Origin of the sequence: Psychrobacter pocilloporae, assembly GCF_029872915.1 — a bacterium.
Taxonomy (GTDB): Bacteria; Pseudomonadota; Gammaproteobacteria; order Pseudomonadales; family Moraxellaceae; genus Psychrobacter; species Psychrobacter pacificensis.
On record NZ_PGFT01000001.1, the window covers coordinates 1,734,946 to 1,750,768 of the forward strand.

Below are 15,823 nucleotides of genomic sequence, written 5' to 3' on the forward strand. Positions count from 1 at the left end.
CGCGATGATCACGTCTGCCCTTTTTATTTATATATTACTAATGACTTTGCTATTGAGATACAGCGTCATTACCGCGCATTTTTAACAAGACCTTTTGGTGCCATGGCAAGCGCTCGTAAGCAAGCAGCTGCTCGGCAAGCTTCTTTTTCTTTTGTAGAATCAAGGTGTTTTGAATGACATGTACCGTACGATTGACCTGCTGCCCTGTTTGTCCTGATACCTTCTTAACTACAGCGCGGATGCTATGCGGGCCTGGCTGCAGATCGACTGTCGCGACAGAAGCACTTAATCCTTGGGCGATTTCTTTACCATCCAAATATATACTCACTTGATCGCCATTCTGTAGCGCAGGCTTTACATCAAGCGCGATGACGATACTCTGTGCAGGGCGCTGATAGGCACGCTCTGTACTCGGCTCAATCATACTCAACTGATAGTTGATATTCACCGCAGGTTTGGTGGCAGCGGCAGCTGGAAGATCAGTATTGCCTCTGACCTCACTTGGCATTCCTTTGGGGGCGCTACTTTCGCCGGTATTAACGCTGGTCTGGCTGACTTGTTTTCCTGCCTGCTCCTCATAGGATTGCGGACGATCGGTAAAGGTGATTTGCCCTGTTTGCTCATCAATCACTTTATAGATGGGTGCTGCGTTGCTGAGAGGCGCACAAAGACTAGCCATGATAGCCAATGCTCCTAACTGTATATTACCTCGTAACAAATCTCGCTTTGATAACAAACTCATAGTCAGTCAACCTAATTAGTATTTACTATTAATATACTTTTATAAGAACTATTATGCGACACTTTTGGTGCAAAATCAGTAGGATTTGATGTGAAATCAATGGTATTTAAAAAAATATCATCCATTTATACCACTATCTTTTCCAACAGGTACAAAAAAACCAGCCAAAATTCACTTGACTGGTTCTTTTTTATCGAATTAACTTAACGGACTAATTCGTTATTAGCAGCTGTAGTACATGTCAAACTCGACAGGGTGTACAGTCACGTTTAGGCGTTGTACTTCTTCTTCTTTCAATGCAATAAACGCTTCTAGCATGTCTTTAGTGAACACATCGCCTTTTAACAAGAAGTCATGGTCATCTTTTAGTGCTTGCAATGCAACATCTAGACTCTCTGCAACCGTTGGGATTTGTGCTTCTTCTTCTGGTGGCAAGTCATATAAGTTCTTGTCAGCCGCTTCACCTGGATGCATTTTGTTTTGGATACCGTCAAGACCTGCCATCAATAGCGCGGCAAATGCTAGGTATGGGTTCGCTGTTGGATCTGGGAAACGCGCTTCGATACGTACCGCTTTTGGGCTGCTTACATGTGGCACACGAATAGACGCTGAGCGATTAGACGCTGAATACGCAAGCTTGATAGGTGCTTCATAATGCGGTACAAGGCGCTTATAGCTGTTCGTTGATGGGTTGGTAATTGCGTTCAGCGCACGAGCGTGTTTGATGATACCGCCGATGAAATACAGTGCCGTTTCAGATAGTCCAGCATACTCATCACCAGAGAAGGTGTTTAAACCATCTTTTGAGATTGACATATGTACGTGCATACCTGAACCGTTGTCACCAACGATTGGTTTTGGCATAAAGGTCGCTGTTTTACCAAACTGGTGCGCCACGTTATGGACAACATATTTCAATTGCTGAACTTCATCCGCTTTACGTACCATCGTGTTGAATGCAACACCAATCTCAGACTGGCAAGAAGCCACTTCGTGATGATGAACTTCTACGCGGCCTTCACCAACGATTTCTTCGATGCGTGCACACATGACAGAACGCATATCGTGTGAACTGTCGATTGGTGGTACTGGGAAGTAACCGCCTTTGACGCGTGGACGATGCGCCATGTTGCCCCACTCGTACGTCTCGTTAGTTGACCATGCTGCTTCTTCAGCCGTGATTTTATGACTCACGCCAGACATGTCAACTGACCATTTTACATCGTCAAATACAAAGAACTCAGGCTCAGGACCAAAGTAAGCAGTATCACCAATACCAGTGGACTTCAAGTACTCTTCAGCGCGGCGTGCGATAGAGCGTGGGTCACGATCGTAGCCTTGTAGTGTTGATGGCTCGATAATATCGCAAGTCACGACGACAGTAACCGCATCAAAGAACGGATCAACGAACGCCGTTTCTGGATCAGGACGCAAGATCATATCAGACGCTTCGATACCCTTCCAACCAGCGATAGATGAGCCGTCAAACATTTTGCCATCTTCCATGACATCTTCATCGATAGTCGATGCTGGGAAACTGATGTGCTGCTCTTTACCGCGCGTATCAGTGAAGCGAAAGTCAACCCATTTAGCATTAGAGGATTGAATAAGATCTAATAATTTGTTCGACATACATAATCTCCGTTGTGTTGGTCACGTTATTGCAATTTAAAATTGTTGGTGCCATTTCTTGTGCAAGAATTCCAGATGTCCTTCCAATACCAAACAGCGCATTCGATATTATGCTTATTATCAGCACTATTTGTTGGATTAGTCAAGACACTCACCTAAGACGCTTTCTTAATTAGACCAATAGTCATCTCAATGGTCTACAAACATCTTAAGTCAATTCTCATATCATTCTAGCAATATATAACTCGTCATGCTGAACTCTTCTAGCACTTATGAATAATTATTTTTAGACCCGTTTTTATGGTCATCAATAATCATACCAACTTCAATAATGCAAAGGCTATGCCAATATCTCAAAGAAATTACTATTTACCTCACTTAAAACAAAATTTTCCCAATAATTACAGAGCCTTACGCAAAATAACTTTTATATAAAAATATATTTTTGCTAACAACCTTTATATTGAGAGGTTATTCGACGCACTAATTGTGATAATTTTGCACTATATTGGTGCTGAGAAAATCTTATAATTATTATATTGTTCTTTTACGGTGCAATAATAAAATATCGATTTGCTGATGTTTCTCTGATCGTGAAATCATTATGATGAGAGAAAAATATTTTTATGTAATGCTTATTTAGCTAGCCCATGCTCTGCATTTGATAGAGAACAAAATAGTGGTAAGATAACCGCGCGCCATAACGCCCTATGTCGTAATCATAGCTGCTTGTGTTTGGTAACTAAAGCCCTGAACATCGGTAGGCGTATATCCTATATTACAAACAGAATAAAACTGATAAGTTGAAACCTTCATGATTTTGATGATCGATAATTACGACAGCTTTACGTACAATATCGTACAATATTTCGGTGAATTGCAGCAGGACATCACCGTTTGGCGTAATGATCAAGTGACTATCGAGCAGATTCGAACGTTAGCACCGGACGTGATTGTTATTGGCCCAGGTCCATGCGACCCTGATCGTGCGGGTGTTTCGCTCGAAGTTATCGAGACATTCAAAGGCATTATTCCGATACTTGGTATTTGTTTGGGTCATCAAGCGATTGGGCAGGCGTTTGGTGGGCAAGTCGTCAAAGCAGGTGAAGTTATGCACGGACGGTTATCAGCCGTCTATCATAATGACCAAGGCGTATTTGCCGGACTACCAAACCCATCGCAAGTCACACGCTATCATTCACTTGTCATTGATAAGCGTACCCTACCAGATTGCCTTGAGCTGACCGCATGGACGCAGAACGTTGATGGTAGTATTGAAGAGATCATGGGTATCCGTCACAAGTCACTTGCCATAGAAGGCGTCCAGTTTCATCCTGAGTCCATTTTGAGCGAAGCAGGTTATCAACTACTTAATAACTTTTTACACACTTATGGCTTGGCAAAACTAGCATCAGATGCGCTACCACAGGTAGGCTAGTTTTGACTTAAGAACCTGCTTTCATTACTCTATCTCAAATCATAGATAGATTCACACAAAAAACAGATTCACATAAAAAAACAATCATAAGCGAGATCATCATGAGTACGACAAAAACAGAAGAAGCTCACACGCCAGAGGGTATTGCAAAACTGTCTGATGCCCAAATACATCAATTATTGACGACGGCTTTGAGTAGAATCTTTCAGCACATCGATTTGACCTTTGATGAGATGTATCAAGTGATGCTGATTATCATGCAAGGTAGATGTAGCGACGCGATGATGGGCGCTATTTTGACAGGTCTACGTATGAAAGGCGAATCCATCGATGAGATCACCGCATCAGCCAGTGCGATGCGTGCGCTGGCTGCCAATATTGAGCCAAAAAACTGCGACTATTTGGTCGACATCGTTGGTACTGGCGGTGATGGTGCCAACTTATTTAACGTATCGACTGCATCGGCATTCGTTGTCGCGGCGGCTGGCGCACAAGTTGCCAAGCATGGTAATCGTGGTGTCTCAACCAGATCTGGTAGCTCAGATTTGCTTGAGCAAGCAGGCATCAGTCTTGCGCTGACTCCAGAACAAGCAAAAGATTGTATCGAGAATGAAGGGATTGGATTTTTGTTTGCGCCCAACCATCACAGCGCCATGCGTTATGCCAATCCTGTACGTCGTGAGCTAAAAGCGCGTACCATCTTTAATATTTTAGGTCCATTAACCAACCCTGCTGGTACGCCCAATTTAGTTATTGGTGTCTTTACCGCGCAGCTGTGTGAGCCAATTGCCAAAGTCATGAAAAACCTAGGCGCACGGCATGTCATGGTCGTCGGCGCAAAAGATGGTTTGGATGAAATCAGTCTAGCAACCTCGACCACAGTTGCTGAACTAAAAGATGGTGAAATATCCGTTTATGAGATGATGCCAGAAGATGCAGGTATTGAATCGCAAACCCTGATTGGTCTCGATGTCGACTCTCCTGAGCAAAGCCTTGCACTGATCCGCGCTGCTCTATCTGGTGCTGATACCCATGACCGTGCTGTACTTAAAGCCCGCGATATGATTGCTTTGAACGCAGGTGCGGCAATATATACCGCCGGACTTGCCAGCAATTATCCTAATGGCGTTAGCCGAGCTCAAAAAATCATCCAAAATGGTGATGCTTTACTCAAGCTTGAGTCTTTGGCCAAATACACGCAGCAGCTAGTGATTGAGGGTTGATTTATACGCACCAATACAGTGCAAAACTATATATCACTACCTATTTACCTTTAACAATATTCGGATAACAGCATGACCACAACTCATTCAGACATACCTTCGGTACTACAGCGCATTGTCGCAACCAAAGTAGAAGAAGTAAAAGCAGCTCGCGCGGCGCTATCCCTTGCAGACTTAAAAGCGCAAGTCGCAGCTGCTAACAAACCGCGCCGAGGTTTTGCTGCTGCCCTACGTGCTGCTAGCCCTGAAAATAATGGTGTTGGCATTATTGCTGAAATCAAAAAAGCCTCGCCATCTAAAGGCGTTATCAATCATAATTTTACCCCTGCTCTATTTGCGCAGCAGTACGAGCAAGCGGGTGCCAGCTGTCTATCAGTGTTGACTGATCGCGATTATTTTCAGGGCGATGATACGTACCTTATTCAAGCGGCAAATGTCTCAAGCTTACCAATACTTCGCAAAGATTTTATGATTGATGTCTATCAGATATATCAATCTTACTTAATGGGTGCTGACTGCATCTTACTCATCATGGCCTGCCTAGATGACACACAAGTACAAGAGTTACACGCGCTCAGTATTGAGCTTGGTATGGATGTGTTGATAGAAGTGCATACACAGTCTGAGCTTGATCGGGCGCTACAGCTACCACGCTCAGCGCACAATATTTACGGTATTAACAATCGTGATTTAAACACGTTTGATGTAGACCTACAAACCACGCTCGATTTGAAAAATATCTTAATCGAAGCACTCTCTGCTGATGCTGATAATGCCGATCAAAAACCACTGATCGTGACCGAGAGCGGCATTCATAGCAGTGATGATATTCGGCTTATGCTAAGTCATGATATTCAGCACTTTTTAATCGGTGAACAATTTATGAAAACCGATCATCCGGGACAAGCGTTACAATCCTTACTTGCGGGCGTCGCAGTAGACGAGTAAAGTAACTCAATAGTTCAAGCCTCAATAGAATCAGATAGCTTGAATAAAATATTTACTCTATAAATGACTCAACCTTTCATTCATCAACCAACGATACGTTAACTTTTATGTCAAACTCTCTGTTTTCAAAAGAAATGCAAGACCAACTTAAAGAATTAAAAGGCCAATTGAGTAAAGGCCGTGATACCAATAGCCCTGAAGGTGAAAACCAAAAGCCCACTGAGCCTGTCGCTTTGCCAACGCAAAAGCAAGTGAAAAAGACCGTCAAGCAGCTAGACAGTGAACATGTTGACGATGACAAAGTACTGTTCATGCAAGCTATGCATGGTGTCATTCAGCTAGAAGACAAAAACGTACGCTCACCTACTAGTACGGCAAGAGTAGGCAAACCTGATGCCGCAACACTATCAAAACGTGCGGCCGCTCAAGGCAGTGAAGCCAGCGATTTAGGCGCAGGCTTGTCAGACATGCAAGCCCTACTGAACCCTGTCGCCGCTGAAGCCTATTTGTCATATAAGCAGCCAACCTTGCAAAATAAAATCTTTGATCAGCTCAAAAAAGGCAAGCTGCGTTGGTACGATGCGGTAGACATCCATGGTTGTACGATAGAAGAAGCACGTGACGCCATGACGCAACTGCTAAGCCAAGCGAAGCAAAAAAATGAAACCATGGTAAAAATTGTCCATGGTAAAGGCTCTGAGGCCATCTTAAAGACTTGCGTTAATGGTTGGTTACGTCAATTGCCAGAAGTATTGGCATTTTGCTCTGCACCGCCAAAAGACGGTGGCAATGGCGCGGTATTGGTACTGCTCAAAAAGCCTAAAACAGATGGCGAATAGAAGTCATCGCTTATGATAACTCTATTAAATAAAAAAGGACTGCTTACTTGCAGTCCTTTTTTTATCGATTATCCACCTGTCAATCCTTAACGATTATTCCTTTGATATTCGCCTATCAGCCTTTACTATTGAATTATCCACTCACTATTTAACTGCCAAAGTGACATCAATATGAGCATACAAACCATTGAGACACCCCAAGAGCTATCCGAAAACATCAGCGCATTGATTGCAATTGAGCCAAAATTCGCGGCTATCTACGAGCAAGTTGGTCTACCTGATCTTAGGCACAATGCAGGTGGGTTTGAGCAATTAATGAGAGCAATGGTCGGTCAGCAGTTGTCTGTTGCGGCGGCGGCAAGTATCTGGAAGCGGTTGGTTGATGCTGCGTTGACAACGCCGTATAAAATCGGTGAAGCAACTGACGAGGCTTTAAAAGCTCAGGGATTGTCTAAGCAAAAAACTCGCTATATCCGCTCCTTAGTGGATCATAATATCGATTTTGCAGCTTTAGAAAATATGCCTAATGAAGAGGTAATAAACACACTTACCGCGGTTACGGGCATCGGACGCTGGACCGCTGAGATGTACCTGCTCTTTTCTTTAAAACGCGCAGATGTGCTTGCTGTTGACGACTTGGCCATCAAGGTTGCGGCGATGGAGTTATTAGGCTTAGCAGAACGACCAACACCCAAGCAGCTTAACAACCTCACTCAGCACTGGTCACCGTATCGCAGCGCTGCCAGCTTACTGCTCTGGTCATACTACGGCTTATTACGCAATAAAACCGCAGTACCTTTATAGCTGACCGTGTAGAATAATTGCCTATATGGAAAAATCACTTCTAAGGCTGATTCCATATAGACAAGCTAAATTTGTTTTTAGTATGCTTAAATTTGCTTTTTCTTAGCATACGACTTTTGTGTTTGAGCGCTTTGAGCGCACCCTTTCTACTGACAGTTGCCATAGATGACTTTTGGTTATTTGCCATATCATCGTTAGCATTGTCGGGGTCTTTGTTGATAGCCACACCGTTAGAATTATCATCATTGTCTTCTAAACTGACATTTGTTTCATTGCTATTCTTATCGCTATGGTCTTCTGAGGCGTCACCCTCTGTTTTAATAGTATTGTTTTCCATATGATGTTCAAGCTCAGCTTGATTGACAATCAGCTGCTGGGTTGGCAATGCATGTTCGACATCATATTTTGCGACTTGGTTTAATACATCAACGAATACCACGTTTTGCTTATCATAAAACTCCATCACATCATTGGCATTGATATATGCCTGTAGCTGAATGACATAGCAGTCTTGGCGTAGCTCTAAAATATTAACTTGATTCCACTCTTGGTTGGTCATCTCATGCTCTTTTAAAAACTCATCTAAGTCTTTGACCATTTTGAAGACCACATCGATATCCGCAGTACGCTTCAGATATAACTGATGAAAGAAGCGGAACATATCACGCGAGGTAAAGTTTTCAATCTGCATCGATGAAAAATCACCGTTTGGCACCGTGACAATGGTCCGTGTCAATGTGCGCACACGTGATGAGCGAATACCGATGTCAATAACAGTACCTTCATAAGTGCCAAATTTGCAATAATCACCGATACGTACTGGTGAATCCGCGACGACTACGACACTACCAACAAGGTTTTCAATGGTCTTTTGTGCACCAAGTGCCAATGCCAAACCACCCACACCCAGTGCAGCAATACCTGTGGTTAAGTCAAAACCCAAATTACCAAAAATGACAATGACCGCAAATATTAAGAGTAGCGCTTTGACGACTTTTCGGAGCAGTCCCAAGATTGAGACACGCTCAGTATAGTTTTTCTTATAGCTTAGGTTGACCGCTCGAGTAAATATGGCATCAATAACTCGTAATAGCAGCCAAGTTAGCGCAAGCCAAGAAGCAATATCAGTAAAGCGATTGACTGGTTCGCGCAGCGTGACGGACACGCCTGCATAGACCATCACTTCAGATAAGATCAGCGCCATAATGACCACAGAAAGCGGCAGTATCACTTTGTCCGGTAATGGCAAAGGCACACCGCGCACACGAGGATAAACAATCCTCAATAGATGGTATAACAGCCATACTGCGATATAAGTGAGGACAAAGCTGCTCACAATCATGGATAGCGCAGCGACCAAATCAGCCAGCTGATAACCAAAGAGCTTTTTGCCATCTAATGAATCCACCGTATAGCGCGATACCAAGGTCGGCTCTGAGTTTTCTATCACTTCCGGTATAGAACTCAGCGTCTCACTCGAGAACTGCCAATACTGCTCGTTCTCCTTGGAGACCACTCTTTCTAGTAACAACGACACACTTTTTTCACCGATGTTAATCACACCGACATTTTCTTGACTTGGTGGTAGTTGATCGGTGAGATTGCCCTCAGGGGTATTACTGATTTGCAAATCAGGTTGGAATCGCCCACCCGCATCAAGCGCTTGTTTAAACTGACGTACGACAGTCGTTGGGTTATCGGACTTGGATAAATTTAGATAGTTACTTGCCAGCAAGTAGTCGTTTTCGCTCAGCGCACTGATAAAACCCTGTACAGTATGACGCGGTGTATCTCGCCCAAATGAATCAGGTAAAGGTGTAGCTACCGTCTCCTCACTACTATCACCATTCACGCCAAGCGCGCCCGCATCCACAGCAAAAGCAGTATGCGGCACCACCATACTCAACACGGCAGCCAGCACCAGCGCTATGACTATAGAGGATATTTTGATGATGGAATTTAGGAGAGAGGACGCGGTACTGGGAGTCAGATTATGCTGAGTAGACAAAACAAACCTCTTAACTTTATGAGTGGCACAATGAAGAACACATAATATCGGCACTATGATAACAATTATTTATAACAGCAGTGCTTTTGATTATAGGTTTTTGTCGCTAACTGTGTGAGTCAGTTGTTTTTAGCGCTCTGTGCAATCCATTCCGCTTACTAAAATAATAGGCGTTAATAAAAAAGTAGCTCTCTAATTAATAATCAGCATCTCATCATGAATTATATTCATCCTACCGTGAAGAAACATTAGGTTAAAGTGGTTTATAAAGGCGGAACTTTTGTAGATAATGAGCGCAGTTTTGCTTATATACTGTTTTTTGTAACTTTTGACACCTTTTACGTCTTAATAGTTATTTTTTATGTCTGTATTTTTTAATTTGATTATTTTGGAATCGATCATGTCTTTATCACGTTCATCTTCACGTACCTATCTTCGCCTAAGTATTTTAAGCGCACTTGGTTTATTTGCAGTCAACACAGCAATGGCGGCGACCCCTGAGATAATCAATACTAACGATAGCGAGATGCCCCAAGTTGAGCTTGACAAAATTGTCGTAACAGCCACACGTACGCCCACTAAAACCAGTAATGTGATTGCACAAACTCGCGTGATCGATAAGGAAGAGCTGCAGCGTTATCAGGGTCAGACCGTGGTCGATGTATTAAAGAATCAGCCTAGTATTAATATCACACAAAGTGGCGGCATGGGCACAGCCAGTAATTTTTATATGCGCGGCTTTGATAGCAAGCAAGTCTTGGTGATTATCGATGGGATACGTTATGGCTCTATTTCTTTAGGTAGCCCATCTCTGAACTTGTTGGCCGCAGACCAAATCGACCGCATCGAAGTTTTGTATGGTGCGTCAGGCTCTAGCATCTACGGCTCTGACGCCATGGGCGGCGTTATCCAGATTTTTACCAAAGGCAATAACGTAGAGCAATCCAATGTTTCTACAACTGTGGGTTATGGTAGTAACAATCACTACCAAGTCGGCATCACAGGTCAACTGAAAAATGACAAGTCATCCTTGAGCTTGGGTGTCAGTCGTAACGAAACAGATGGCTTTAACGCCATTGCCAACTCTGACTCTTATGATTTCAACGCAGACGATGATGGCTTTAAATCTACCAATGCCAGCCTAGCATTGCAGCATAAACTATCAGACTCGCTAAGCGCGGGAATAAGTGCCTTGTATACCGACTCTACCACTGATATTGACTCAGCAGGCAACGCCTTTCCAAATGCCTATTCAGACCAAAAAAACGGCAGTGCCAATGCTTATCTTCAATACAAAACGCCTTTGACAGTCAGCAAGCTTAGCTACGGTCAAAGTATCGACAAATCGACTACTCATGACGCCAATTCTATTGATTATCAAAAAGGCAGTCAGTACGACACCACGCAAGAGCAAGCACGTTTAGAGACCAGTATCAACGCGCAACCTGGTACTGTGATTGTTGGCGCAGAATGGTTGTCACAACAGCTAGACGCCTCAGATGTTTTAGATTTTTCAGGTTATCCTGATCCAGCTGTGCAAACCCCTTATAACCCTGATGACAGAACGGTCAAAAGTGCCTTTGTTGGTTATCAGCTGGCAGACACTTATTATGACGTGCAAGCCAACTACCGCGTGGATGACAACTCGCAGTATGGTCATGAAAGCACCTACAATCTAGGCGCGGCGATACGCCCGTTGGCTGGCATGCGAATCGGTGCCAACTATGCGACCGGATTTCGCGCCCCGACATTCAATGACCTATACTATCCCGGTTATAGTAATCCTGACTTAAAGCCTGAAACCAGTAAAAATACTGAAGTATTTGTTGAATACGTAAATGATGCCCAAACCTCACGATTGACAGGCTATTACACCGATGCAGAAGACCTGATTTCTAGTGCAGCAAATATCAGTGAAGCGAAAATCAAGGGGTTGAGCCTGACCTCCGACTGGAATATGAATGCCTTTATATTTGGTCTCGGTTATGACTACTTGGATGCCAAAGACAAAACGGCAAATAGCGCAAGCTATAATCAACAGCTTGCCTATCGCCCTAAAAACAGCGGTATGGTTTATGTGGGCTATCAGCAACCAATGTTCGATGTTCGCCTCGAAGCCAAACATACCGATGATAGATTGACAGCGGAAAACAATAAACTTGATAGCTATACCCTGCTGAATTTGAGCGGCGCTGCTTATATCACTCCTAATCTTCGTGCCAACTTGCGGGTAGACAATATTACTGATGAGGATTATACCCTCGCCAGCCAATTCGGTAATGAATACGCCACAGAAGGCACCAGCTACTTCGGCTCACTTACCTACGATTGGTACTAATACTGACACAAAACTTAAATTGTAAACAAATCAAGGTCACCCAGCGGTGGCCTTTTTTTATGACGACAACACTTACGATTTTCCGCAGCCAATAGGTGACAATCACAGACTCATCTATTACAATAACGACCTCCGAGAGGTGTTGCGCCATAATGACGGATGGCGGTGTTTATGTTGAAGCACTTGCTATTCAACCCTTATGTTAGGCTCGGTTAACTGTTGGCTACCTATTCTTGGTCATCAACAGCGCAAACAACGGCACCTGCGTTTTTATTCTTTTTATCATTCGTTAACCACTGATAGGAGCATATTATGGACGCAGTGTCTACTACACCCTCTGCCCATACGATCGATCCCTCTTTTACTGACTATAAAGTCGCTGACATCAGCCTTGCTGATTATGGCCGCCGTGAAATTACCCTTGCCGAAGCTGAAATGCCTGCCCTAATGGGCTTGCGTCGTCGCTACGAAGCAGACCAGCCGCTAAAAGGCGCGAAAATCGCTGGCTGTATCCACATGACTATTCAGACTGCTGTCCTCATCGAGACACTAGTCGCACTAGGTGCGGAAGTCCGCTGGACCTCATGTAATATCTTTTCGACCCAAGACCATGCTGCTGCTGCGATTGCTGCTGCTGGCATCCCTGTTTATGCGTGGAAAGGCGAAACAGAAGAAGAGTACGAATGGTGCTTGCGTCAGCAAGTACACGTTGGCGGCGAAGCCTCAGGTCAGCTGTGGGATGCCAACTTAATCTTAGATGATGGCGGTGATTTGACTGCTTTGATTCATGATGAGTATGCTGAGCTTCTTGACAACATCCATGGTATCTCAGAAGAGACCACCACTGGTGTACACCGTTTGGTTGAGATGTTGAATAAAGGTACATTAAAGGTGCCTGCCATCAACGTCAACGATGCAGTTACCAAGTCTAAAAATGACAACAAATACGGTTGCCGTCATAGCTTAAACGATGCTATCAAACGTGCTACCGATATGTTCCTTGCTGGCCGCCGCGCTTTGGTTATCGGTTACGGCGATGTGGGCAAAGGCTCAACCCAAAGCCTACGCCAAGAAGGCATGATCGTCCGTGTCTCAGAAGTGGATCCTATCTGTGCCATGCAGGCATGTATGGATGGCTTCGAAGTATTATCACCATACATCGACGGTGACAACACTGGCAGCGCGGACAATATCAATAAACGCTTGCTTGAAGACACAGACTTGATCGTCACCACGACTGGCAACTATCACGTTTGTGACCGTCATATGCTAGCTGCCCTTAAGCCTGGTGCGGTTGTATGTAACATTGGTCACTTTGATACCGAGATTGATACTCAGTTTATGCGTGATAACTGGCGCTGGGTTGAGATCAAGCCACAGGTGCATCAAGTATTCCGCTCAGACGATGAAAACGATTATTTGATCTTGCTTGCTGAAGGTCGTCTAGTGAACTTAGGTAATGCTACTGGTCACCCATCACGCGTCATGGACGGCTCATTTGCCAACCAAGTATTGGCTCAAATGTATCTGTTCGAAGAAAAGTTCGCTGATCTGCCGACTGATGAGCGCTTTGATAACTTATACGTAAAAGTATTGCCTAAGAAGTTGGACGAAGAAGTGGCCGCTGCTATGGTTGCAGGCTTTAACGGTACATTGACTAAGCTGACCCAAAAGCAAGCTGAATATTTGGGTGTGCCTGTCGAAGGTCCATTCAAACCTGACACTTATAAATACTAAAAGGAGCCTGACTGTGAGTAAGCCTGCTTTCTCCTTTGAGTTCTTTCCTGCAAAAACTGAGCAAGGTCACGAAAAGCTTCTTAGCACTTATGATGAGCTAAATAAGTTGTCACCGGCGTATTTTTCGGTGACCTACGGTGCGGGCGGGTCAACTCGTAGCCGTACCTTAGACATCGTACAAGCACTAAGTGCGCGCAGTGAGACTGAAATTGCGCCGCATATGTCTTGTATCGGCGATGACAAAGCGCAAATCGCTGAGTTACTTGAGTTTTATAAAAGCCTAGGCATCAGACGTCTTGTCGCACTACGTGGCGATTTGCCATCCGGTCAGGTGGGTATGGGTGAGCTGCCATTTGCAGTAGATTTGGTCAAGTTCATTCGTGAGTACTCAGGCGATCACTTCCATATCGAAGTGGCGGCCTATCCTGAGATGCATCCACAAGCGCGTAGCTTTGAGTTTGATGTTGACAACTTGGTGAATAAGTACCGCGCTGGTGCCAATGCATCAATTACGCAGTTTTTCTACAATGCAGACAGCTATCTGTATTTGCGTGACACGTTAGAAAAACGCGGTATCGATACCATTGCCCAGCCATTGGTAGCTGGCATCATGCCGATCACCAACTCTAGTAACCTGATACGCTTTGCTGATAGCTGCGGCGCTGATATTCCGCGTTATGTGCGCAAGCAATTGGCGGATTTTGGCGATGACAGCAAATCTATTCGCGAGTTTGGTTTTGATGTGGTGTATCGCTTATGTGAGCGCTTAATGAGCGAAGGCGTGCCAGCCATGCATTTTTATAGCATGAACAAAGTTGAGCCAAATAAACGCTTGGTTGAAGCATTAGGACTTACTGTTTAATACTTGATAATCTTGATAATTAAACAAGTATATAATGAATTTATAACTAACTGGCGCTCTTCGGAGTGCCAGTTTTTTTATTGGAAAATTTTATCTACTGGACATTCATGTATCAAAAAACACATTTCATCTTAATGTATTTCTTAAATTTTTCTGACTATATGATAATGTCGTTTATCCGTTGAGCGCTGTTATCTGGCAGTAAGTATCATAAAAGGAATGCCTTTCGTGGCATCAAGTGATATTCTATTGGGTCAATAATAACCACTCACAATCAAATAATAGGAATAAGACCAAGTGCGACGTTTTTTTTATGCCATTAATAACGACAATATTGATGCTATGCCTTTACCTAAGTTGGGTGACCTACCTCTAGGGAGCCACGTTGAGTTGCCAGACAGCATCGTCCATCATTGGTGCCGAGTGCTGCGTGCAAATATCGGTGATCAAGGTATCTTGTTCGATGGATTTGGTGGTGAATATAAAGTAGAGCTAAAAGCAATCAGTAAAAAAAACGCGACGGCTACCCTCCTCACTCATCTAAAGGATGATCGTACGGCGCCTATTATTAGTAAAATCGGCTTAGTAATGAGTCGCGGCGAGCGTATGGATTATGCGGTACAAAAAGCAACCGAGCTTGGCGTCACGGCTATTCAACTGCTTAGTAGTCATCATGGCGAGGTCAATCTGAAACCTGCACAAATCGAGAAAAAACTGGCTCACTGGCAACAAGTCGCTATAGCAGCCTGCGAGCAATGCGGCCTGAATCGCCCACCTCTGATACTTGCCCCACTATCTATCAATGAATGGCTGAATCAACCTGCGTCTGATGCGTTGAATACAGCAACATTGGTCAGTCCTATCGTCTCTATACTCAGCCAAGACACTTATTATCAAGTGCTACGTAGCGCTGCAAATCTACGTATGCAGATGAGTGTGCCAGCAGCAGGACAACCTGCAAAACCCGAGAAACTGGCCTCAGTTCTCAAGCAAGAGTCTCCCTATATTGAACTATTGATTGGTCCTGAAGGAGGTCTCAGTGACGATGAATGTCAAAAAGCCGAATCTGTAGGTTTTATGCCTTGGCAAATTGGCAGTAGGGTATTACGTACAGAGACAGCACCCGTGGTTGCATTGACTACTTTACTCGCTTTGTATGGTTAAAATCAGTATTATTAATGAGATTTACTATCATTTATAGACACTTTAAAATAGAACTTTTGTTTTATACTCTGTAGAATCAAAAGTGATC

General features: G+C 43.9%; 12 protein-coding genes. 9 read left to right on the forward strand and 3 right to left on the reverse strand.

From position 1 onward, the window contains the following. Positions 1-49 precede the first annotated feature (49 nt). Both CUR83_RS07455 and glnA read right to left on the reverse strand, forming a co-directional pair. Entirely contained in the window at positions 50-742 is a 693-nt protein-coding gene (locus CUR83_RS07455) for a DUF4124 domain-containing protein (protein WP_093070775.1), read from the reverse strand. A 222-nt stretch (positions 743-964) separates the two neighbouring features. Beyond that, positions 965-2,374, reverse strand: coding sequence for a type I glutamate--ammonia ligase (gene glnA, locus CUR83_RS07460; RefSeq protein WP_093070773.1), 1,410 nt, complete (start codon positions 2,372-2,374; stop codon positions 965-967). 814 nt (positions 2,375-3,188) lie between these two features. Between glnA and CUR83_RS07465 the strand changes: the two genes are divergently transcribed. The 5 genes from CUR83_RS07465 (at position 3,189) to CUR83_RS07485 (ending at position 7,626) form a co-directional block, all read left to right on the forward strand. Beyond that, complete coding sequence (locus tag CUR83_RS07465) at positions 3,189-3,812, forward strand: anthranilate synthase component II (RefSeq protein WP_093070771.1); 624 nt, start codon at positions 3,189-3,191, stop codon at positions 3,810-3,812. Positions 3,813-3,913: 101 nt separating this feature from the next. Next, positions 3,914-5,035: an anthranilate phosphoribosyltransferase gene (trpD, locus tag CUR83_RS07470; RefSeq protein ID WP_093070769.1), complete on the forward strand. Its 1,122-nt coding sequence runs from the start codon at positions 3,914-3,916 to the stop codon at positions 5,033-5,035. Between the two features lie 72 nt (positions 5,036-5,107). Beyond that, a complete protein-coding gene (trpC, locus tag CUR83_RS07475; RefSeq protein ID WP_223332524.1) occupies positions 5,108-5,983 on the forward strand; it encodes an indole-3-glycerol phosphate synthase TrpC in 876 nt (291 codons plus the stop codon). A 107-nt stretch (positions 5,984-6,090) separates the two neighbouring features. Further along, on the forward strand, positions 6,091-6,822 hold the full coding sequence (locus tag CUR83_RS07480; RefSeq protein ID WP_186474426.1) for a Smr/MutS family protein: 732 nt from the start codon (positions 6,091-6,093) through the stop codon (positions 6,820-6,822). A gap of 171 nt (positions 6,823-6,993) precedes the next feature. Then, entirely contained in the window at positions 6,994-7,626 is a 633-nt protein-coding gene (locus CUR83_RS07485) for a DNA-3-methyladenine glycosylase family protein (protein WP_212564472.1), read from the forward strand. Between the two features lie 40 nt (positions 7,627-7,666). Here the strand turns inward: CUR83_RS07485 and CUR83_RS07490 are convergent, their stop codons facing one another. Continuing rightward, positions 7,667-9,634 carry a mechanosensitive ion channel family protein gene (locus CUR83_RS07490; protein WP_284719386.1) on the reverse strand — a complete coding sequence of 656 codons (1,968 nt, stop codon included), beginning with the start codon at positions 9,632-9,634 and terminating at the stop codon, positions 7,667-7,669. Positions 9,635-10,034: 400 nt separating this feature from the next. Between CUR83_RS07490 and CUR83_RS07495 the strand changes: the two genes are divergently transcribed. The 4 genes from CUR83_RS07495 to CUR83_RS07510 all read left to right on the forward strand — a co-directional run bounded on the left by CUR83_RS07495 (position 10,035) and on the right by CUR83_RS07510 (position 15,735). Further along, entirely contained in the window at positions 10,035-11,972 is a 1,938-nt protein-coding gene (locus CUR83_RS07495; protein ID WP_284719387.1) for a TonB-dependent receptor, read from the forward strand. A 312-nt stretch (positions 11,973-12,284) separates the two neighbouring features. Beyond that, positions 12,285-13,709 (forward strand): adenosylhomocysteinase, encoded by a 1,425-nt coding sequence (ahcY, locus tag CUR83_RS07500; protein WP_212564469.1) that lies wholly within the window; start codon positions 12,285-12,287, stop codon positions 13,707-13,709. 13 nt (positions 13,710-13,722) lie between these two features. Next, positions 13,723-14,571, forward strand: a complete 849-nt coding sequence (gene metF / locus CUR83_RS07505) for a methylenetetrahydrofolate reductase [NAD(P)H] (RefSeq protein WP_071001631.1) — start codon at positions 13,723-13,725, stop codon at positions 14,569-14,571. A 297-nt stretch (positions 14,572-14,868) separates the two neighbouring features. Beyond that, a complete protein-coding gene (locus tag CUR83_RS07510; protein ID WP_071001632.1) occupies positions 14,869-15,735 on the forward strand; it encodes a 16S rRNA (uracil(1498)-N(3))-methyltransferase in 867 nt (288 codons plus the stop codon). The last annotated feature ends 88 nt before the right edge of the window (positions 15,736-15,823 follow it).